At 60.3% G+C, this 21,438-nt stretch carries 17 protein-coding genes and 1 pseudogene; 8 read left to right on the top strand and 10 right to left on the bottom strand.

All coding sequences use genetic code 11. From position 1 onward, the window contains the following. Positions 1-35: 35 nt before the first annotated feature. The 5 genes and pseudogenes from purH to prmA all read right to left on the bottom strand — a co-directional run bounded on the left by purH (position 36) and on the right by prmA (position 5,407). Positions 36-1,643, bottom strand: coding sequence for a bifunctional phosphoribosylaminoimidazolecarboxamide formyltransferase/IMP cyclohydrolase (gene purH / locus AB4O12_RS24660; RefSeq protein WP_460059864.1), 1,608 nt, complete (start codon positions 1,641-1,643; stop codon positions 36-38). Positions 1,644-1,726: 83 nt separating this feature from the next. Then, a complete protein-coding gene (fis, locus tag AB4O12_RS24665; RefSeq protein ID WP_002555375.1) occupies positions 1,727-2,047 on the bottom strand; it encodes a DNA-binding transcriptional regulator Fis in 321 nt (106 codons plus the stop codon). Beyond that, a complete protein-coding gene (gene dusB, locus AB4O12_RS24670) occupies positions 2,044-3,054 on the bottom strand; it encodes a tRNA dihydrouridine synthase DusB (protein ID WP_016771866.1) in 1,011 nt (336 codons plus the stop codon). Before dusB ends, fis begins: the two co-directional genes overlap by 4 nt. Positions 3,055-3,239: 185 nt before the next feature. Beyond that, positions 3,240-4,498 (bottom strand): annotated as a pseudogene (locus tag AB4O12_RS24675) (DUF3426 domain-containing protein). Positions 4,499-4,528: 30 nt separating this feature from the next. After that, positions 4,529-5,407 (bottom strand): 50S ribosomal protein L11 methyltransferase, encoded by an 879-nt coding sequence (gene prmA / locus AB4O12_RS24680; protein ID WP_095180914.1) that lies wholly within the window; start codon positions 5,405-5,407, stop codon positions 4,529-4,531. A gap of 194 nt (positions 5,408-5,601) precedes the next feature. On the opposite strand from prmA, the gene AB4O12_RS24685 reads away from it, so the two are divergent. Continuing rightward, complete coding sequence (locus AB4O12_RS24685) at positions 5,602-9,555, top strand: type III effector 1 (RefSeq protein WP_460059866.1); 3,954 nt, start codon at positions 5,602-5,604, stop codon at positions 9,553-9,555. Between the two features lie 65 nt (positions 9,556-9,620). On the opposite strand, the gene accC is transcribed toward AB4O12_RS24685, so the two are convergent. The 5 genes from accC to gcbA form a co-directional block, all read right to left on the bottom strand. Then, a complete protein-coding gene (gene accC / locus AB4O12_RS24690; RefSeq protein ID WP_024011424.1) occupies positions 9,621-10,976 on the bottom strand; it encodes an acetyl-CoA carboxylase biotin carboxylase subunit in 1,356 nt (451 codons plus the stop codon). A 17-nt stretch (positions 10,977-10,993) separates the two neighbouring features. After that, positions 10,994-11,452: an acetyl-CoA carboxylase biotin carboxyl carrier protein gene (accB, locus tag AB4O12_RS24695; protein ID WP_016771862.1), complete on the bottom strand. Its 459-nt coding sequence runs from the start codon at positions 11,450-11,452 to the stop codon at positions 10,994-10,996. A gap of 24 nt (positions 11,453-11,476) precedes the next feature. Beyond that, positions 11,477-11,932 (bottom strand): type II 3-dehydroquinate dehydratase, encoded by a 456-nt coding sequence (gene aroQ, locus AB4O12_RS24700; protein ID WP_016771861.1) that lies wholly within the window; start codon positions 11,930-11,932, stop codon positions 11,477-11,479. Between the two features lie 241 nt (positions 11,933-12,173). Then, positions 12,174-14,120 carry a methyl-accepting chemotaxis protein gene (locus AB4O12_RS24705; protein ID WP_460059867.1) on the bottom strand — a complete coding sequence of 649 codons (1,947 nt, stop codon included), beginning with the start codon at positions 14,118-14,120 and terminating at the stop codon, positions 12,174-12,176. A gap of 51 nt (positions 14,121-14,171) precedes the next feature. Continuing rightward, entirely contained in the window at positions 14,172-15,842 is a 1,671-nt protein-coding gene (gene gcbA, locus AB4O12_RS24710; RefSeq protein WP_016771860.1) for a diguanylate cyclase GcbA, read from the bottom strand. 324 nt (positions 15,843-16,166) lie between these two features. Between gcbA and AB4O12_RS24715 the strand changes: the two genes are divergently transcribed. The 7 genes from AB4O12_RS24715 (at position 16,167) to AB4O12_RS24745 (ending at position 21,429) form a co-directional block, all read left to right on the top strand. Next, positions 16,167-17,315, top strand: coding sequence for a DUF2515 family protein (locus AB4O12_RS24715; RefSeq protein ID WP_460059868.1), 1,149 nt, complete (start codon positions 16,167-16,169; stop codon positions 17,313-17,315). Next, complete coding sequence (locus AB4O12_RS24720; protein WP_052392226.1) at positions 17,312-17,980, top strand: hypothetical protein; 669 nt, start codon at positions 17,312-17,314, stop codon at positions 17,978-17,980. Before AB4O12_RS24715 ends, AB4O12_RS24720 begins: the two co-directional genes overlap by 4 nt. 15 nt (positions 17,981-17,995) lie before the next feature. Beyond that, a complete protein-coding gene (locus AB4O12_RS24725; RefSeq protein ID WP_460059869.1) occupies positions 17,996-18,502 on the top strand; it encodes an Hcp family type VI secretion system effector in 507 nt (168 codons plus the stop codon). Then, positions 18,499-18,975: a hypothetical protein gene (locus tag AB4O12_RS24730; protein ID WP_460059870.1), complete on the top strand. Its 477-nt coding sequence runs from the start codon at positions 18,499-18,501 to the stop codon at positions 18,973-18,975. The genes AB4O12_RS24725 and AB4O12_RS24730 overlap by 4 nt, the downstream gene beginning before the upstream one ends. Positions 18,976-19,113: 138 nt before the next feature. Further along, positions 19,114-20,181, top strand: coding sequence for a DUF2333 family protein (locus AB4O12_RS24735; protein ID WP_460059871.1), 1,068 nt, complete (start codon positions 19,114-19,116; stop codon positions 20,179-20,181). 3 nt (positions 20,182-20,184) lie between these two features. Further along, positions 20,185-20,742: an NUDIX hydrolase gene (locus AB4O12_RS24740; protein WP_041480663.1), complete on the top strand. Its 558-nt coding sequence runs from the start codon at positions 20,185-20,187 to the stop codon at positions 20,740-20,742. Between the two features lie 315 nt (positions 20,743-21,057). Further along, the gene (locus tag AB4O12_RS24745) at positions 21,058-21,429 is read left to right on the top strand and encodes a translation initiation factor Sui1 (protein ID WP_007914613.1); all 372 of its coding nucleotides are present in this window, start codon (positions 21,058-21,060) and stop codon (positions 21,427-21,429) included. Positions 21,430-21,438 lie beyond the last annotated feature (9 nt).

Raw genomic sequence — 21,438 nt, forward strand, 5'->3', positions numbered from 1 at the left:
GCGAGCAGGCTCGCTCCCACATTTGAATCGGTGTATCAGTGACGGAAGTGGCGCATGCCGGTGAATACCATCGCGATGCCGGCTTCGTCGGCAGCGGCAATCACTTCAGCATCACGCATCGAACCGCCCGGCTGGATCACCGCAGTGATGCCGACCTTGGCCGCATTGTCCAGACCGTCGCGGAACGGGAAAAACGCGTCGGACGCCATGACCGAACCGGCCACCTGCAAACCGGCGTGCTCAGCCTTGATCGCGGCGATGCGTGCCGAGTTGACGCGGCTCATCTGGCCGGCGCCGACACCGATGGTCTGGCGGTTCTTGGCGTAGACGATGGCGTTGGATTTGACGTATTTGGCGACTTTCCAAGCGAAGATCAGATCGTGGATTTCCTGTTCGGTCGGCGCGCGCTTGGTCACCACTTTCAGGTCATCGGTGCTGATCATGCCGATATCACGGCTCTGCACCAGCAGGCCACCGTTGACGCGCTTGTAATCCCGGGCAGCGGCGCGCTCAGCCGACCACTCGCCGCAGGCCAGCAGGCGTACGTTGGCTTTGGCCGCGACGATGGCGCGGGCTTCTTCGCTGACCGATGGGGCGATGATCACTTCAACGAACTGGCGCTCGACGATCGCTTTGGCGGTCTCGGCATCCAGTTCACGGTTGAAGGCGATGATGCCGCCGAACGCCGACTCGGTGTCGGTGGCGTAGGCCAGTTCGTAAGCCTGACGAATGCCGCCCTCAGCGTCCGGGCTGACCGCCACGCCGCACGGGTTGGCGTGCTTGACGATCACGCAGGCTGGCTTGACGAAACTCTTCACGCATTCCAGCGCAGCGTCGGTGTCGGCGACGTTGTTGTACGACAGTTCTTTGCCTTGCAGCTGGGTCGCGGTGGCGATGCCGACTTCGGCAGGCCTGGCTTCCACGTAGAACGCCGCGCTCTGGTGCGGGTTCTCGCCGTAGCGCATTTCCTGAGCCTTGATGAACTGGCTGTTGAACGTGCGCGGGAATTCGCTGCGACCTTCAGTGCTCAGGGTTTCAGCGGCCTGGTTCACGGTGCCCATGTAGTTGGCGATCATGCCGTCGTAGGCGGCGGTGTGTTCGAAGGCCTTGAGCATCAGGTCGAAACGCTGAGCGTAGGTCAGGCCGCCGGCCTTGAGATTTTCCAGAACGTTGGCGTAATCGCTGGCATTCACCACGATGGCCACGTCTTTGTGGTTTTTCGCTGCCGAACGGACCATGGTCGGGCCGCCGATATCGATGTTCTCGATGGCGGTCGGCAGGTCGCAGCCTGGCTTGTTGATGGTTGCTTCGAACGGGTACAGGTTGACCGCTACCAGATCGATCGGCTTGATGCCGTGCTCGTTCATGATCGCATCGTCAGTACCGCGACGACCGAGGATGCCGCCGTGGATTTTCGGGTGCAGGGTTTTCACCCGACCGTCCATCATCTCGGCGAAACCGGTGTAATCCGCGACTTCCACTGCGGCAACGCCGTTGTCACGCAGCAGCTTGAACGTTCCGCCGGTGGAGAGGATCTCGACGCCCAGAGCTTCGAGCTCCTTGGCGAATTCGAGGATCCCGGTCTTGTCGGAAACGCTGATCAAGGCGCGGCGAATCGGCAGGCGGGTAGTCTGGTCGGTCATCTCAATTTCCATCAAAAGCAAAGGAAGTCAGCAAAAAAGGCGACCGTTTTTTACGCGGGCGCCTTTCTGGTTTGATTGAATGCTTACAGCAGATCGTACTGCTTGAGTTTCTTGCGCAGCGTGCCGCGGTTCAGTCCCAGCAGCTCACTGGCCTTGGTCTGGTTGCCCTTGACGTAGTTCATCACGCTTTCGAGCAGGGGCGCCTCGACTTCGGACAGCACCAGGTTGTACACATCCGTGACGGACGCGCCCTCAAGGTGGGCGAAATAATTGTGCAGCGCCTTCTCGACACTCCCGCGAAGGGTCTGGCCTTCTTCGCTCGGCGTGTTGAGGTGCTGTTTCAAATTCACGTTGTCGCTCACGGGTGTTGTTCCACTCACTAAAGTCTCGGTCATCATCGTCATGCGGCCACCCCTTCTTCGTCCCCTGTCAGGCTCTTGTAACGCTCGGCGAAGAACTCCCGAACGTCGGCGCATTGTGTTTCCGTACCATCCAAACGATTGAAACGGGCGCGAAACTCCCTGGCGCCCGGCAAGGTTGCGAGATACCAGCCCACATGCTTGCGGGCAATGCGCACGCCCATCACGTCACCATAAAAGGCGTGAAGGGCAGCCAGATGCTCCAGCAGGATGCGTTCCACTTCGCTCAGTTCCGGCGCCGGCAATTTCTCGCCGGTACGCAGGAAATGATCGATCTCGCGAAAAATCCATGGCCGCCCTTGAGCGGCCCGGCCTATCAGCAGGCCATCGGCACCGGTCGCATCAAGCACGTATCGGGCCTTTTCCGGCGAATCGATATCGCCGTTGGCAAACACCGGGATCGACACGGCCTGCTTGATCGCGGCAATCGTGTCGTACTCGGCTTCCCCTGTGTACAGATCGGCGCGCGTACGGCCATGCACGGCCAGCGCTGTGATCCCGGCCTGTTCGGCGATCTTCGCCACGTTCAGACCGTTCTTGTTTTCGCGATCCCAGCCGGTGCGGATCTTCAGGGTGACCGGCACATCAACCGCGGCCACTACGGCCTGGAGGATCTCGGTCACCAGTGCTTCGTCTTTCAGCAACGCGGAGCCGGCGGCCTTGTTGCAGACCTTTTTGGCCGGACAGCCCATGTTGATATCGATAATCTGTGCGCCCAGCTCGACGTTGGCCCGTGCCGCATCGGCCAGCATCTGCGCGTCGCCACCGGCGATCTGCACCGAGCGCGGCTCGGGATCGCCTTCGTGGATCATGCGCATGCGCGACTTGCGGGTATTCCACAGGCTCATGTCACTGGTGACCATTTCCGAGACTACAAGCCCTGCGCCCAGACGCTTGCACAGCTGACGAAAGGGCTGGTCGGTGACGCCCGCCATCGGGGCGAGAATCAAACCGTTCTGCAATGTATATGGGCCGATGCGTACCGCCGACATAGGACTTCCCTGAAGTGGGGCCGGATCATGAGAGTTCGAAAAAGGGTGGGCATGATACCCGCTCTCGATGACTGGTTAAAGGCTGAATTGAACAAAATCTGAACAGTTATTCTGTTATCGCCAACGGTTTGGTTGGCCGCGATCCAGTCAGAAAAATGCCGTCAATCGAGAAACGCTGAAGCGGTTCACTCCGGTGAGTGGAAGTTCAGGCTGTAATTCACCGCTTTCGGCCCCGGATCGAGAATATCCAGGGCGATGTGGATCGGCGTCTGCGGCGGCATTTCCGCGAGGCCTTCGAGATCGCCGCTCAGATACTCGCCGGGTTTGAAGCGACGACTGGCGATCAGATGACCGTTGAGGTCGGCGAAGCGCAGTTCGAGCAAAGGGAACGGCTGGGAAAACGTCGCCCGGTTGTAAATGATCGCGTCGACCACCAGCGCCCCGCTGAAATCGGGATGGCTGCGCACCACCAGATTGCTGCTCTTGATTTTGCCGATATCGACTTTCGACGGCACGGTGCAGCCGATCTGCGGGCAGATCTGCTGGAACCACGGTCGGTATTGATCCTGCCGCGCCAGTTCCTCGAAGTGATAGGCGATGTACTGGGCGGCAAGGCCGCCGGCCGCCAACACCACCAGCACCAGCCAGAGCAGGCGCCGGCCCAGGGCGAGCGGCGCTGCTGCCAGTCCAGTTGCAGCGGGTCGTCGGTCAGATCCTGCAGGACCTCGGCGCGCACCCCGGGCTCGGCCCGTTCGCGTTTTTTGCGCGGCGAAGTGATCAATGGCAGATCGTCGTCATCGTTGTCGTCGCTAGCCGACAGTCGTTCGCGGCGGGCGTTGGGGTCGATCGGGTCATGCAGGCGCAATTGCGGAATCGGCGGCTCGTCATCCAGATCCACCGGCTCCAGCGACAGCGAAGGTTCGGTGCGCTCGGGTTCGAGGGTTTCGATGCCGTCGATATCCGGCTCGATATCCGGCGCTACGCTGCGCTCATCCGCAGGCTCGCTGAACAGGCTGTCGGGCCATGTGCCTTCGTCCGGCTCCGGGCTGTCGCGTCGGGCGCTCAAGGATTCTTCGCGGGTACGGCCGAATTCGGCGGCCGGCTGGATTTCGCGCTGTTCGAGGCGGGCGAGTTCTTCGTCCAGATCGAGGCTGTCCAGATCCAGTTCCGACGCGCTCCATTGCTTCTGGCTGATGGCGCGCGGTGCGGGGATCTGTTCGACGACCGCAGAATCGCTGACAGGCGCGGGCGCTTCAGGCAGCGCTGGTGCGAGCGGCGTCACCGTGTCCTTGCCGGAATGTTGCTCGAGCAGCTGCTTGGCGGCATTGAACACTTGCAGGCAGGAGCCGCAACGAACCACCCCGCGCGCCACGCTCAATTGAGCATGGTTGACGCGGAAACTGGTCTGGCAATGCGGGCATTGGGTGACGAAACTGTCGGTCATGCGGCGATCCGGTTCAGGCAAGCGGTCATTTTAGCGCCGACGCCCGGTGATGCGCACCCAGCCGTCGCGATTGGCGATCGGGTCGAGCTCGAAGTCCTGCGCATAAGCTGCCGCTACTTCTTCGCCCTGCTCGGCGAGAATGCCCGACAGCGCCAGGCGCCCGCCGCTCTTGACCAGACCGGACAGTTGCGGCGCCAGCGACACCAGCGGGCCGGCGAGAATGTTGGCGACCAGCACGTCGGCCTGAACTTGCGGCAGATCCTCGGGCAGGTACAGCGGGAACAGCTCATCGGCAATATTGTTGCGCCCAGCGTTGTCGCGCGAGGCTTCCAGTGCCTGTACGTCGATGTCGGTGCCCACAGCTTGTTTGGCGCCGAGCAGCAGGGCGGCAATCGCCAGAATCCCCGAGCCACAGCCGAAGTCGAGCACGTGGCAGCCTTTCAGATCCTGACCGTCGAGCCATTCCAGGCACAGTGCGGTGGTCGGGTGGGTGCCGGTGCCGAACGCCAGGCCCGGGTCCAGCAGCAGGTTGACCGCGCCAGGCTCGGGCGCGGCGTGCCAGCTCGGCACGATCCACAGACGCTGGCCGAAACGCATCGGCTCGAAACCGTCCATCCAGCTGCGTTCCCAGTCCTGGTCTTCGATGACTTCGCTGTGATGTTCGGGCAACGGGCTGCCGGTCAGCAATTCCAGATGGGCCAGAACCGGCTCCGGTTCGGTACCGCCTTCGAACAGCGCCAGCAAGTGGGTGTGCGACCACAGCGGCGTGGTGTTGAGTTCCGGTTCGAAGATCGGCTGGTCTTCGGCGTCCATGAAAGTCACCGACACGGCGCCGACTTCGAGGAATGCGTCCTCGTAGGTTTCGGCTTGTTCCGGGGTGATGGCGAGACGGACTTGCAGCCAAGGCATGGCGGGCACCTTTGAAAATCTGTGGGGCAGCCCGAAGCTGCAAAAGCGCGCAGTTTACGCCAGGTCGCCGGCAAAGTGGACACACCGCTTGGCTGTTACACATTCGCGGCCGCGATATACATATGTATGGCCTGAGCACTTTTGTCGGCAAATAGAGTGAGCGCTCATCTCTACGCAACAAAAGGCTGGACGACATGGCGGATCAACAAGGGACTGTAGAAGAAAAACCACCGATAGCCGCTGCGTCTACGGGGTCGGTGCAGGAGATCCTCCTGCGCATCACGCGCTGGCAGGTGATGATCGACAAGCGCTTGAACAGCCAGATGACGTTGCTCGAGGCGCTGGAGCATTTCGCTTTGACTGAACTGCGCAGGCATTACCCGGACGGCCATTTCGCCCCGGGCTTTGTGGTTGCGCTGCTTGACGCCATTCTGCAAAAGCTTATCGACGGCCGGCCAGTCATGTTCCTGGCGCTCCAGGACGCGCCATTTCGCTGGCCTGGGGGCGCTGACCCCGGTTTACCGTCCAGCCGTCATGAGCATGTGATCCGGACGGTGGATAGCGTTTCGCTGCACTTCCTCGACCAGTACAAAAAATACCTGCGAGAACATTGGACGACAAAAGGGCAGGAAGCGCTGTTTGATCGCCTGATCAAGCGCAAGCTGCGGCGCTATATCAAGGATATCGAGTTACTGTTGCGCCGTGACCAACTGGCGGGCCTGACACTGGATCAATTGCGCAGCAAAATCGACCGGGTTCACGCCCGCAGCACGCGTCGGTACCGGTTGACTGCCCTGGCAACCGGCGCAGAGAAAAAGATTCTCGAGGCGCATTCCTTCGCGCAACTGCCGTCATGGATCAAAGCGCTGAAGGAGCCGGATCGCGCCCTGTTGCGCGATTATCAGGAGCAGACGTCACTGGCGCAGGCAGCTCTCGATGACCTGCTGCAGGGCCACGGCTCGTTGCGCGACTTTGCCCGCCAGCAGGCCATCGAATACATTCAGCTCAAGCTCGACATGGCGGTTGAACCAGACCGGATCGACGTGCGGCTCAGATGGCGCTCGGCGGTCGGTGAGCCGACCCACAATCGCAGCCTCAGTGACCTGCTGGCATGCGGGCCGATCGGTCAGGACTTCGCAGCGGTATTGGAGATCACCAGTCCTGCGCCATTGCGCAACCAGTCACTCAAGCCGGCATTCATTGCCGACATGCTGGCGGAACAGGATTATCCGGCGGACTACCTGCGCGCCCTCGCCGAGCAGTACCAGCGCACCGACGTGCAAAAGGCACTCATCGACTGGTTCACCGTACGGCTCAGGCAGAGCGCATTCGTCGCGCGCTGCGCAGCTCATCTGGCGGATTCCGACCATGAGCGTCTGGAGCAGATGTGGTCTGGGCAAGCGGCAATGAAACCGTTGCAAGTGGCCGCATTGAAGCTGCCCAACGGCATGCAATGCGCCGATCTTCTGGTGTTCTACCAGGCAGAGACTGAGCAAGCGGTGAATAACCTGGTGCTGTACGCGCCCAACAAACCCGACGGTCAGGAGTGGGTTCGGTTGCCGTCGATTGCGGCGTTGACCGGCGAAGTATGGAGCTGGACGCAGAGCGAATCCGGTCGCGAGTATCTGTTGCAGCAGCTTTCGCCGACGGCACATCACCCAGCACGTGATTATCTTGTGGCTGCGGCGGCCAGTCCTGCTCTCTGGGGCATGCAGAGTGACCTTCGACGAACGCCCTTGCCGTTCGACGAGTGCGTCGAAGCCGCTGCAAAAATGGCCCTGGCAAACAACCTGCAGCGGGTCGAGCAGGACAACTCGCTGCGCTGGTACACGACGCTCGCGCTCGAGGCTCGCCGGCGCATCAGCAGTCTGAATCAGGAACTGATCGTTCATCAGCAGGTGTTCAACGAGCTGCTGGGCGGTTTCGAGGTTTTTGTCGATTTCGCCAGGCGCTCGGTTGCCGCAGCGATCACGCCCTATATGCGCAGCAAGAACGTGCTGGAACCGGTCGATCCGGCCACCGTGTTGATCGATTACAACCCCGGTGTCGCCGACCGCAGGAAGCAGCAGGTTGCCACGCTGCTCGACCTGGCCATTCACGGCTACGATGACAACTCCGGCATCGACCATCCGAAAAAAGGCGTGCGATCGTCGGTTGGCCAGGATCTGAGCCAGGTGCGCAGCGCCGATCTGGCGCTGTATCTGCGCCGGGCGTGGCTGGGTGAAAAATACGCCAGCGAGATCCGTGGCAAATATCTCGATCCGCGTGATGCTGCCTACGAACCGCGTCGCTTTGCCTACCGCAACGTGCTGCTGTCAAAGATGGACCGGGATTTACGCGTTGCCAGAAGTCAGGCGCGATTGAGCGACGCGGTGTATTCGGCGCTGGTCCGTCAGGTTTCTCTGTTGAGCCAGGTGCCAGCACCGGGTACGCATTTTCCGGGCGCCAGCATGGTTGAAAGTGACGGCGTGTTCAGGTTCACCGTGCGCCATCACGTCGTGCTCGGGGTGTATGTGCTGACCTCGTTCGACCCCGAGCCGTCCTGGTGGCTGTACACGCCTGATGCCCCCGACGGCATTGTGGTACGTGCATATCAGTCACTGTTCGGCGACATCGCCGGCGCTTTGCATGACTACTTGATGGCGCGTACGCCGGTTGCTGCGCGCAGCATCGTGTCGCGCACCCTGTATGCGATTGCGGCAAAAAAACAACGCGTCGATACGCTGCACGAAGCGCAGCGCCTGATTGACGCGCGCATCGAGTTCAATGCGTACATCGAGCGCGCGGTCACGGATGTGCAGGACATCACCACCAGCCGCGCGCAAATGATCGAACGCCAAGTGGTCAAGGGGCTGATGTTTGCAGCCGCACCGTTTTGCATGGTGTTCCCTCCGTTTGCCTTGCTGCTCGATGTCTTGTTCATTGCCGTCAGCGCTGGTCAGGCGGTCGCGGCGCATCTGGAGGGCGACATCGATGGCGCTCTCGGCCACTGGCTGGAGGCGTCGTGGGGGGCGCTGTTTGCCATGGTCGGCGCAGGCAGTGCGATCAAGTGGCTGGGCGGTGCGGCCAGAAGTCTGAAGCACACCATGAGGCCTGTCTCGTTGTTGTCAGAGCGTCTGAATACCGTGGCTCCGCTACGCAGGGACGCGCTGCCGGCGGTCCGGGAAGTACGCTTTCATGCCAGGCAGGCCGTCAGCAAGACGCCCGAACATTTGCAAAGGGTGAGCGAAGAAGGCGTCTTTTTCGGCACCTGGCGCAGCCCGTCCAGCGCTGCACAGCCGCAACCGGCCTATTACATTCGCAACAGAGGCAAGTACTTTCTGGTCAGGGAAAATCCGCATTTCGGTGGCCTGAGCCTGGTCGATGCCCGTCGCCCGAGCGCCATCTATCAGCAACCGATTCAGCTTGCTCCGGGGGGCAAGTGGACACATGCCAGGGTCGGACTCACAGGAGGCAACGTGCGCAACCTTGGGCGCGTGAATAATTTGAATGATGCTTTTCCTGGAGGTGTCGAGCCCGTGCTGAACCGCGGCGCGCTGCAGGGCGAAGCCGTAGTGGCGGCTTTCCGTCCCGGATCGCAGGATAACTACCTGTTTTCGTTGAATGCGCAGAGTTGCGTCATCGCCTCGCTGTATAACCCGACGACGAGAGTGGGGGCGGTCATTCATTTCGATCACAATATTCGCCCGCTGATCGAGCGAAGTGTCACGCAGGTGCTGGAGCGTCTGGGGGGAACACCACAAAACATTCGTGCCACGCTGGTGGGTGGCGACTGGCTGTCGGCGGGTGCTGACATCGGCGGTCCGGTCAGGCGCGTGTTGCGCGAACAGGGCCTGCAACCGACCTGGGATTACTGGTCATACTCGTCGTGCCTGGGCAACAGCTATGGCGTGGTGCTGAATCTGAACAATGGAGTCTCGAGAGTGTTCAAGCATTCCTCTGGTCAGATTGGCAGGTTGTACAACCCGCTTATCGCCAGATCGAGTTATGCCACGGACGGGCTCTCGATACGTGCCCGAAACTTTACGAGGCGGTTCACCCGCAGACCGTTACATGAAAACGCAGCAGGAGCGGTGGTCGATGAGGCTGGTCTGGGGGCATCTGCCACAATGGTCGAGCAGCAGGCGTTCTCCACGGTAATGGTCTGATCTGCTTGTTGCAGGCATAAAAAAACCCGATCCGCAGGGATCGGGTTTTTCATGCCGCTTCAGCCTTACGACTGTTTGGCCAGCTTGTGCTCGAGGTAGTGAATGTTCACACCGCCCTTGCAGAAGCCTTCGTCACGAACCAGATCACGGTGCAGCGGGATGTTGGTCTTGATCCCGTCGACCACGATTTCGTCCAGGGCATTGCGCATGCGTGCCATGGCTTCGTCGCGGGTTGCGCCGTAAGTGATCAGCTTGCCGATCAGCGAGTCGTAGTTCGGTGGCACGGCATAACCGCTGTACAGGTGCGAATCGACGCGAACGCCGTTGCCGCCTGGGGCGTGGAAATGCTTGACCGTGCCCGGGCTCGGCATGAAGGTCTTCGGATCTTCAGCGTTGATCCGGCACTCCAGCGAGTGACCGCGGATGACCACGTCATCCTGAGTGAACGACAGCTTGTTGCCAGCGGCGATGCTGAGCATCTCCTTGACGATGTCGATACCGGTGACCATCTCCGAAACCGGGTGCTCCACCTGAACACGGGTGTTCATTTCGATGAAGTAGAAACGGCCGTTCTCGTAGAGGAACTCGAAAGTACCGGCGCCACGGTAGCCGATGTCGATGCATGCCTTGACGCAGCGAGCCAATACTTCCTGGCGCGCTTTCTCGTCGATGCCCGGTGCCGGCGCTTCTTCGAGAACCTTCTGGTGACGACGCTGCAGCGAGCAGTCGCGGTCGCCCAGGTGGATGGCGTGGCCCTGGCCGTCGGACAGAACCTGCACTTCGACGTGGCGCGGGTTGGTGAGGAATTTTTCCAGATAGACCATCGGGTTGCCGAACGCCGCGCCTGCTTCGGAGCGGGTCAGTTTCGCCGAGGCGATCAGGTCTTCTTCCTTGTGCACCACGCGCATGCCGCGACCACCACCGCCACCGGCGGCCTTGATGATCACCGGGTAGCCGACTTCACGACCGATGCGCAGCGCCGTTTCTTCGTCTTCCGGCAGCGGGCCGTCAGAGCCAGGAACGGTCGGTACGCCGGCTTCGATCATCGCGTGCTTGGCCGATACCTTGTCGCCCATCAGGCGGATGGTGTCGGCTTTCGGGCCGATGAAGGCGAAGCCGGAGTTCTCGACCTGCTCGGCAAAATCGGCGTTTTCCGCGAGGAAACCGTAGCCTGGGTGAATGGCGGTAGCGCCGGTCACTTCAGCGGCAGCGATGATGGCCGGAATGTGCAGGTAAGACTGAGCGGCGGACGCCGGACCGATGCAGACGGATTCGTCTGCCAGACCCAGGTGCATCAGCTCTTTGTCGGCCTTGGAGTAAACGGCGACGGTCTTGATGCCCATCTCTTTGCAGGCACGCAGAATCCGCAGGGCGATCTCACCGCGGTTAGCGATCAGAACTTTTTCCAACTTCGCAGTCATCAAAGGCTCTCCGCGGTTCAAACGATGGTGAACAGCGGTTGGTCGTACTCAACCGGCTGGCCGTCTTCGACGAGGATGGATTCGATCACACCGCTGGTTTCAGCTTCGATGTGGTTCATCATCTTCATGGCTTCGACGATGCACAGGGTGTCGCCTTTCTTCACGGTCTGGCCGACTTCAACGAAGGCAGGCGAGGTTGGCGAAGATTTGCGGTAGAAGGTGCCGACCATCGGCGAACGGGCCACGGTGCCGTTCAGCGCGGGTGCAGCAGCGGCAGCCGGAGCAGCGGCAGCGACTGGCGCGGCAGCAGGGGCAGCGGCCGGAGCCTGCATCGGGGCTGGCGCGTAGTACTGCTGCGCCGGGGTCTTGCTGTGGCGGCTGATGCGTACGGACTCTTCGCCTTCCTTGATCTCGAGCTCGTCGATGCCGGACTCTTCCAGCAATTCGATCAGTTTCTTAACTTTACGGATATCCATGAATCATCAACTCCCAAGGGTCGGTCAGGGGCGTATAGCTTGGTGTTCAAGCTGCTCTAGTGCGGCCTCCAGGGCCAGTCGGTAACCGCTGGCGCCAAGGCCGCAGATCACTCCTACCGCTACATCGGAGAAGTAGGAGTGATGGCGGAAAGGTTCGCGCTTGTGCACGTTGGACAAATGCACTTCGATGAATGGGATGCTCACTCCCAGCAGCGCGTCACGTAATGCGACACTTGTGTGCGTAAAAGCCGCCGGATTGATCAGAATGAAGTCCACGCCTTCACCGCGTGCAGCGTGGATGCGATCGATCAATTCGTACTCGGCGTTGCTTTGCAGGTGCAGCAGATGATGGCCGGCTTCACGGGCGCGCCGCTCCAGATCCTGATTGATCTGCGCCAGGGTCGTCGACCCGTAGGTCCCCGGTTCCCGGGTGCCGAGCAGGTTCAGGTTGGGGCCGTGCAGCACCAGTAGCGTCGCCATCTGCGTTGTCCTTGTTATCAATGAGCAGTCGTCAGAACCCGGCGACTATGCCGCAAAGCCTTTGTGACTGTCCAGTTCCATGCAATAGGCGGCACGATGGGCGATGTTTGCGCGAAATTTGTGACCGAGTGAGCTGATCCGGTCATTCGTGGTGTCGGCAAGAGCCTCTTCGCGAGCAGGCTCGCTCCCACAGGGGTATGCATTCCAATGTGGGAGCGAGCCTGCTCGCGAAGGTGGTACGTCAGACGCGGAAGGCCTGAACGGCTGTATGCAGTTGGCCGCCGAGAACCAACAAATTCTCGCCCTGTTCGCGCCCTTGGCCGATGCGCAGCAGGTTATCCCCACCCAATTGATGAATGCGCTCGCTGTGATCGCGGATCTCGCTGACCGCGCCACTTTGCTGCGCGGTGACATCGGCGATGCGCACGGCGGTGTCGGCGATGGTCTGGATCGCACCGACGATTTTGTCCAGTGCACCGTCTGCCGCTTGCGCCTGACTGGCCGTGGCTTCGGCGTGTTCGACCTGCGCGCGCATGCCTTCGACCGATTGTCGCGCGGCGGTCTGCAGGCCGGCGATCAGCGTCTGGATTTCCGCCGTGGCCCCGGCGGTGCGTTGTGCCAGCGAGCGCACTTCCTCGGCGACTACGGCGAAACCACGGCCCATCTCCCCGGCGCGGGCCGCCTCGATCGCGGCGTTCAGGGCGAGCAGATTGGTCTGATCCGCAATCGAACGAATCACCGTCAGCACGCCGCCAATGGTTGCTGATTCTTCTGCCAGATGTTCGATCATCTGCGCATTGCCTTGAACCTCACCGACCAGCGCATGCAGTCCGGTCAGGCTCTGGCCGATTACAGCCTGCCCATGCTCGACGGCCAGTCCGGCATGACGACTGGCGTCGGCAGCCTGACGGGCATCGCCGGCCACTTGCTGAATGGTCGCCTCAAGTTCCCCCAGCGAGTCGCGAATCAGCGCGGTATCGCCGGCCTGATGCTCGGCGCCGCTGTGCAGGTCATTGCTCAGTTCGGCGAGGGTGCGGCTGCTGCCCGCGACCTGCTCGGCGTTGCCGCGAATGGTGCCGACCAGATCCACCAGATAGGCGCGCAAGCGGTTGAGCGACGCTTCGATGTCATGCAATTCGCGATTGGTCTTGCCCAGTTGGATGTCGCGACTGAAATCGCCTTCGGCCCAGGTCGACAGCGCTGGGGCGAGGTTGGTCAGGGTGCGGGCCAGGCGCCGCTGCAAGGTATCGATGAGGAGGGCGATCAGCAGAATCAGGCCGATCATCACGCCTTGCATCAGCCGCACTTCGCCCTGGATCTGCCCATGTTGCGCGCGTACCACCGGTTCGAGGCCGGCGATGGCGTGTTGCACGCTGGCGATTTTTTCGTGAGTCGCGGCGCTGAGCTCGGCGCGTTTCTGGATCTGCTCGCGGGTGCGCGTCAGTTCCGCCGGATAGCGGCCGAGCAAGCTGTTGAGTTCGCGTTTGAGGCCGACACCGGCATCTTCGGCGGCGGCTTTATCAGTGGTTTCGATGCCCATCAGCGCGGCGAAATCGTCACTGCTCGATTCGTTGCTGGCGACCACACCGAGCAAGGGCAGGGCATCGATGGCCTCGGCCTGAGCGCGCATGTTGCTCACTTCGCGCTCGACATCGGCAGCCAGTTCACTGCGCCCGCTGCTGACCAGTTTGTCCCGCGCCAGCGACAGTCTGCCCAGATGCTGCGATGCGGCAAGCAGTGGCGCGAGGTAGGCGGCGTTGCCATTGGCGTAGGTATTGAGCTGGTCGAGGCTGGCGCTGAGTTCGCGTTCGGCCTGCAACAGCAGCGCCTGCGGATCGCCAGCCAGTTTGCCGGCGGCGAGCAGGTCGGTTTTGCTGAATTCATCGAGGCTCGACAGGCTTGGCCGTACCGTGTCGGCCAGCGCCGGGGGCAAGTCACCCAGTTGCTTGTGCACGCTGTCGATAGCCTGGGCGGCGCTGCTCAGGCGCAGCGCGTCACCGCTGGCCAGATAATCCTCGACGTTGCGCGCCACTTCATTCTGAAATTGTTGCGACAGCCCCAGGTAACGCTCCATCAACAGATAGGGGCGTTCGAGGGCTTTTTGCGACCACCACAGCGTGGCGCCAAGGGCCACGCAGACGGCGACCAGCAGCAGAGTGTTGAGATTGGTGAGCAACTTCAGGCGCATGACGGCTACCAACGGCAGGAATGGTAAGCGCCTGAATTTATTGCGGTTCTATTACAGGGTTATGACCGAATCAGTGGATTCCGATGAAAAAGTGGCACTTTGCTTTGACTGGCGCGCGGTCTGCACCCGATTGCGTCCTGCACCCTTGGCGCGATACAGCGCCTCATCGGCCTGGCTGGCCATCATCAGGCTGTCGGAGTCATCGCACATTTCTACTACGCCGGCGCTGAACGTGCACCAGAGGTCCTGCGGCTGCGCCGGGTAATGAATCTCGGCGAAGCGCTGGCGAATCTCGTCGAGGACTTTGTGCGCCGCGTCGATATCGGTGTCGGGCATGACGATGGCGAACTCTTCGCCGCCGTATCGGCCAATGAAATCGGTCTTGCGCAACCGCTGCTTGAGAAACAGCGCCAGGCTCTTGATCACCCGGTCACCCATCGGGTGGCCATGGCTGTCGTTGACCCGTTTGAAGTGATCGATGTCGAGCATGGCAAAGCTCAGCGGTTTGTTCTCGCGGCGGGCGCGGAACGAGCAGTCTTCGAGCAATTGCAGGATGTGCGTGTGGTTGTACAGGCCGGTGAGGCTGTCGCGGACCATCCGTGCTTTGAGGTTGCGCGCCCGAGCGGCGCGGTTGCGCACAGTGGTGATCAGGTGCCGCGGTTTGATCGGCTTGGTCAGGAAGTCATCGCCGCCCTCGCTCATGGCGTCGAGCTGCTTGTCCAGATCGTCCTCGGCCGACAGGTAAATGATTGGCACGCTGACGTAGCGGTCGTTGTGACGAATGACCTTCGCCAGCTCGGTGCCGGTGCAGGCCGGCATGTACATGTCGAGGATGATCAGGTCCGGCTGGAAATCCGCCAGCTCGGCCATTGCCTGAATCGGTTCGATCAGGGTGCGGGTGACAATCCCGGCGCTGTTGAGCAGGCGCTCGGTGTGCAGGGCTTGGGCGCGCGAGTCGTCGATGATCAGCACTTTATAAGGCTCGTACTGGGCGACGCAGGTCAGCACTTCGATTTTTTCCAGCAGGCTCGATGCTTCAAGGGTGCCGGTGAGGAATTCCTGGCCACCGGCGCGCACGGCGGCTAGGCGGGTCGGGGTGTCGGTTTCGTGCAGGCTGAAGAACAGCAGCGGCAGGGGTTCTTCGAGGCCGACCTGAGCTTCGGCGGCGAGTTTCAGGCCGATGCCGGGGCCACTGAAATCCACGTCCATGACAATCGCTGCGGGCAAGCGCTCGACCATCGACGAACGAAACGCGGCCACGCTGTCCAGTGCCTGCGCGCTCAAGCCGAAAAATTCCAGTTGCTTGGCCAGGCGTTCAGCGCGGTCGTGATCCTGCAACATCACGTAGATCGGCTTGCGCAGCGGCGGCAGGAACGTCTGGTCGAGCTGATCGCCATGGCGCAGGCCAGTGCGCGACAGGCGCTGCATCAAACGATTGAGATCGGTGATCAGGCCGCTGCTGAGGCGCCCACGGTTGGCATCCACCGCTTGCAGCGACTGGCTGATGTGATGCGCCAACTGAGTGTGTTCCGGCTGTTCGAAGCGCTCGGCAAAACGCAGCAGACGCAGATTCGCCTCGCTCAGTTCGGCAAGATCGACGGTGGACCACTCACTGCGTTGCAGGCGCTGCCATATCTCAAGAATCTGACGTGCCTGATGAATTACCCGCTGGGCAAAGTGGTGCTTGAGACGCTCACGGCTGGGGTCTTCTGGCTCGGTCATATCCTGACTACTAGTTAGGGTGCATGCTGAGATCGACTGGTGGCTCTATGCTAGCACCTCTTTTCCCTTAGACGAGTGTCGTACGTCAATAATCTGCTGGACGACACGATTCAGTTTCTGACCGGGTGGTTTTGTTTTTACCTCTGATTTTGACCAAGTGCCCGCATGCTGGGGCTTAGCGAGCAATCCTGCCAGCGCTGTCGACATTTCAGCGGCCTTGATAGGCGGCGTCTGACAGCGCTTTCTGATTTTTCTTCTACGCGCTTTCACCGGCCCGGTTGGCTGTTACGGTTCAGGGATTCCCCTAGCTGCCGTCCATCCGCCATGAGCCAATGTTTCACCGAACTCGCCAGTGATGCCCAGCGCCTCAATCACAACATCAGGCCCTTCGATGACTGCGCTTGCGACGAAGAGTTGTTGTACGGCGAGCGGGTGCAGGTGACAGAGGTGCCAGTGCTGACCTGCACTGGTCTATGGCGTATCTATCAGCGCGAAGCCGAAAATATCGTTGCGCCAGACGGCGTTCTGATTGCCGATCCTGTGGAGCGTAATCAGGTAATTAATGCGGCCTATGCCCGATTGTGGTTGCAGGATTCTCGTTTTCAATGGGCAGGTTTAGCGGCGTTTGCCTCAAAACAGGTCGGTTGTGGATTGCTGCATGCTTCAAACACTGTCGATCTCATAGGGCAGCAGCGGGACGCCAGAGCTCAATTACGTGGTATTCGCCGAGAGGCCGGATTGCTGACGCCGGGTCGGCTTGAAGAACAAGCGAAAGCGTTGAAGGATTACAAGGCCGCGAATGCGCGTAATCCGGTTTCCGCACTGGATCTGCACCTGGGCGGCGAGTTGACGCTCGTGCAGCAGCAATTTCGCCACGTGCACGAAATGATGGCTTTGGGGAACACCACCCTGTTTTTGGATATTTTTCCACTTCATGTGTTTTACGCCAATCGGGGACTGAAAGAATTTAGTACCTGTCTGAAGGCGCGAGAGGGGATTTACGGACATCCCATGTTTCCGGTGCTATGGCCCGTTGGGCAAAAGCAACTGAAGTTTGGACAGTACTTCGAAATATTACTGCAGGCATTTCAAGCCATTGAAGAAGGGGATATCGCGCGTAGCGTGAAGCATCTTGCGGAACATGAGCAGCGTCACATACTTCAACCGACTATTTATGAAGACACGCGCCTCATCGCTTTGCTTAGAAGCAATCACGCCTCCTTCGTCACAGGTTTTCCCTCCGGAGTAGCTCAGGCCATCGAACTCACTTTGGCCAATCAGTGCCGTTCGCTCGACGACGGACGCACGATCGGCTTTGACGACAATCCATTCGCCAATCTCGCTGACATCGAACAGCGCATGGAATTTGTGCTTCGGGCTGCGCGGCGTTTCGATGATTTGCTAAGTGGCATCCATCGCTCCGCTCTTGAAGAGTCAATAAGAGATATAGCGGCTGGAACTGTGGCGCGATGAAGCTGCGTCGATGGGTTGATGGCTGGCGATTTGTTCTGCTTGCGATCATAGCGGTCGCGTTACTGCGCTGGTCAATTGAAATCATGCAGGACGATTTCGAGATCGCTCTAACGATCAACGAGCCTTGGGAGCAGATGCGTCAACGCTCATTTGCCGCCGTCGGACCGGTGCCATCCAGTGCTGTTTGGATCAGCAAGTCCAGATCGGGTGTGCGTTTGCGCTTCATCGATCCAGAATTCGGTTTTGTAACTCCTTTAGCTCGCGAATTCAGGATCAATGCCAAGTCAGTACAGTGGGTAGGGCGTGTTCGTCTTTCACCGCAAATGAAGCCGCTTTCACTTGATGAGGCACTCATCGTCGTCTCGGATTTGCATGCCCAACTGCGCAAAAAATGCTGGGTGGAGGCAAAAGTGATGAATGACCCTCCAATAGCGGACACGTTGCAATGGCGCACATGGTTTCACTCCCGTACGGAATATGCGACGTCGTTTTGGCTGGCAGCTGACAAGTATCAGTTGGCGATTGATTTAGAGCCATGGGGGATGAGGACTCACAAAACAGATCCGCTTTATCGAATTGTATTGACAGTTGATGAGCCCTATTTGCCGTTTGCCAATGCAGCATCTGCGAATGGTTGCGTTCGCAAAGACAGTAAAACTTCATAACTAAGGAGCTATCCCATGCCCATCCCAGCCTTCATGACCATCCACGGCAGCCGCCAGGGCCTGATCACCGCCGGCGCTTTCACCGAGGCGTCGGTCGGTAACGGCTACCAGAGCGGGCGCGAAGACAAGATCATGGTGCAGGCCCTCAGCCATGGCATGTACATACCCAAGGATCGGGGCGCCGGGCGGCGGATGCACAGGCCATTGATCATCACCAAAACCCTCGACAAGGCTTCGCCCTTGCTGAATATGGCGCTGTCCAGCGGCGAGTTGCTGAGCGAATGCCGCGTGGAGTTTTATCGCACTTCGGCCAGCGGCGTGCAGGAGCACTTCTACACGGTGGAGCTGGAGGATGCGTTGGTCGTCGGCAGCGAACTATTGATGCCGCACTGTCTCGACACGGCCACGTCGCATCTCACCCAACTGGAGAAAGTCCACTTCAGCTACAGGCGCATCTACTGGCGCCACGAAATCAGCCGGACGATGGGTTCGGACGAGTGGCAAGGCGAGGGACTTCGATGAGGCTGGTCCGTGAACTGAGCCTGACCGACCACGAGCGCCAGCATGTCTGTGGCGTGGAAGAGGCGCTGGAGCACGTCAGCAGTCTGTTGAGCATGCGCCAACCGCTCGAAGGGCTGGACCAGCTACGCGCAGGCTTGATGATCAATCTGGACAGCGAAGTCCTGGCGCAGATCGAACAGGGTGAATGGAGCCTGATCAAAGCCGAGGCCGACTATGGCTACTGGCAGGGCGCCGAAGCGGTGTTCCACCAGGCCGTGCTCGAGCTGATGAACAACCCGCCCGAGCAGCCCACCCGCACCGCACGAATCTTTCGTCTGGTCGACAGCGTGACCGGTCAGCCGTTGCCCGCGCAGGCCTACATCGCCACGATCGATGGAATACCCAGTCAGCGCCGAACTGATGCCCAAGGCATTGCACATCTGTTTACCGACGACCAAGTGCGGCAGCTTTCGCTGCGCATCTTCAACGTCTGAAATCTGCGTCTATCCTTTCGTTCGCGACGTCCTTCGCTTGTTTTGCGCCAGTGCCGCGATAGCGGGTGCTAGGCCTTGGCACGTTGTTGTATGGTTGTGGTCGAACCGTTGAACCCAAGTGATTGAAAGGATATCGCCATGCTGGACTGGAAAAACCGCGCGGGCAGCGCGCCTGAACGTGCTGCCGAGCCCAAGTCGGCCACCCGCAGCTATGTCGGCGCGCTGCTGTTCAGCCGGGCGCTGGCCACAGTGATCGGTCTGTATTTGCTGGTCACCATCGCGCTGGGCTGGTACTGGAGCCAGGAACCGGAACTGTTTCCGGTGGCGCAGAACGCCCAGGTCGCTGCCGAGAAAGAAGGCAAGCAAATGGTGGTCGGCTACACCACGGTCGAAACCCTGAAGACCGTTGCCGGCATCTTGCTCAACAAGCCGGGCGGTTACATTTCCAATGACCGTTTCCCGCCGGGCCTGTGGATGGACAACACGCCGAGTTGGGAATACGGCGTGCTGGTGCAGGTGCGTGACCTGACCCGTGCCCTGCGCAAGGATTTTGCCCGTTCGCAATCGCAGTCGGCCGAAGACGCAGATCTGGCCAAGGCCGAACCACGCTTCAACTTCGACAACAAGAGCTGGGTGCTGCCGTCCAGCGAGTCGGAATACCAGGAAGGCATCAACTCCCTGAGCCGCTATCAGTCGCGCTTGTCGGATCCGAACCAGAAAAACGCGCTGTTCTACGCGCGCGCCGACAACCTCAACAACTGGCTGGGCGATGTCGGTACCCGTCTCGGTTCGCTGTCGCAACGCTTGTCGGCCAGTGTCGGCCGGGTCAAGCTCAACACTGCGCTGAAGACCGAAGTTCCGGCAGTCGGCGAAGTGCCGCAGGTTGACGAAGAAGTCGTGGAAACCCCGTGGATGCAGATCGACAACGTGTTCTACGAAGCGCGCGGTCAGGCCTGGGCGCTGTCGCATCTGCTGCGCGCCATCGAAGTCGACTTCGCCGATGTGCTGGCGAAGAAAAACGCCACCGTCAGCGTGCGCCAGATCATCCGTGAGCTGGAGGCTTCGCAAGAGCCGGTGTGGAGCCCGATGATCCTCAACGGCAGCGGTTTCGGCGTGTTGGCCAACCACTCGCTGGTCATGGCCAACTACATTTCCCGGGCCAACGCTGCGGTGATCGATTTGCGTCAACTGCTCAATCAGGGCTGATACGTGAGCCAGACTACAAGAGAGGCGGCCCATCGCGCCGCCTCGGACGCTGAACAGATCGCCTGGGTCGACGAACAGGACAACCTGCTCGGCGCTCTGGTGCGCTCCGATTTGCGTGAGCGCGGGCTGATTGGCCGTGGCACTTACATCATGCTGTTCAACTCCGCCGGTGAGCTGTGCGTGCACCGCCGTACGTTGAGCAAGGCGATTTATCCTGGTTACTGGGATGTTGCCGCAGGCGGCATGGTCCAGGCCGACGAAAGTTATGCCGAGTCGGCGGCGCGCGAGCTGGAAGAAGAGCTGGGCGTCAGCGGCGTCGAACTCACCGCTCACGATCACTTCTATTTCGAAGACACCGGCAACCGTCTGTGGTGTTCGGCATTTTCCGCTGTATGGGACGGGCCGCTGAAACTGCAGCCGGAAGAAGTCCTCGAAGCGCGATTCATCCCTGTCGAACAGGTCATGCGCGAAATCAGCGAAAAGCCTTATTGCCCGGACTCTCTGGCCGCGTTAAGGCGCTATCTCAAGGCGCAGCAAAGCAACGTCGCAAAGAACACATGAATTGGCGCCGATTGGCTCTTAGCAATCGCGATTTTTGCCGTTACACTGCGCGACCTTTTCAAGCTGCACCGGATAGCTTGAGGTTGGCCTGCAGATTTACCGTAGGAGCTGCCGAAGGCTGCGATCTTTTGATCTTGCCGTTAAAGATCAGGATCAAAAGATCGCAGCCTCGTTGCACTCGTCAGCTCCTACAGATTCAGTCCAGCGTTCAAAGTTTTCCGATGCAGTAGCGCTGCCCCTGCCTGAGTGGGGCTTCGCGGTCGCTGACCTTGCCCAAGGTTGCGATCAGTCTTTGTCCTCCCGAGAGGATTGCCGGTGGCCAAGAAAGCCGCATCCTTCGCCGCCCTGGGCGGCCTGGTATTTTCCACCGACGCAGGTCGTCATTGCCCGGAATGCAGCAAGCCGGTGGACGCCTGTATCTGCAAACAAACCGTGATCCCGGCCGGTGACGGCATTGCCCGCGTGCGTCGCGAAAGCAAGGGCCGTGGCGGCAAGACGGTGACCACCATCACCGGCGTGCCCTTGGCCGAAGACGCGCTCAAGGAGCTGGCGACGACGTTGAAGAAACGTTGTGGCACCGGCGGGGCGTTGAAGGACGGCATCATCGAAATCCAGGGCGATCACGTCGAGCTACTCTTGGCAGAGCTGATCAAGCACGGTTTCAAAGCGAAGAAATCCGGCGGCTAGCAGCCTCTG

The organism is Pseudomonas sp. S2_A05, assembly GCF_054668485.1.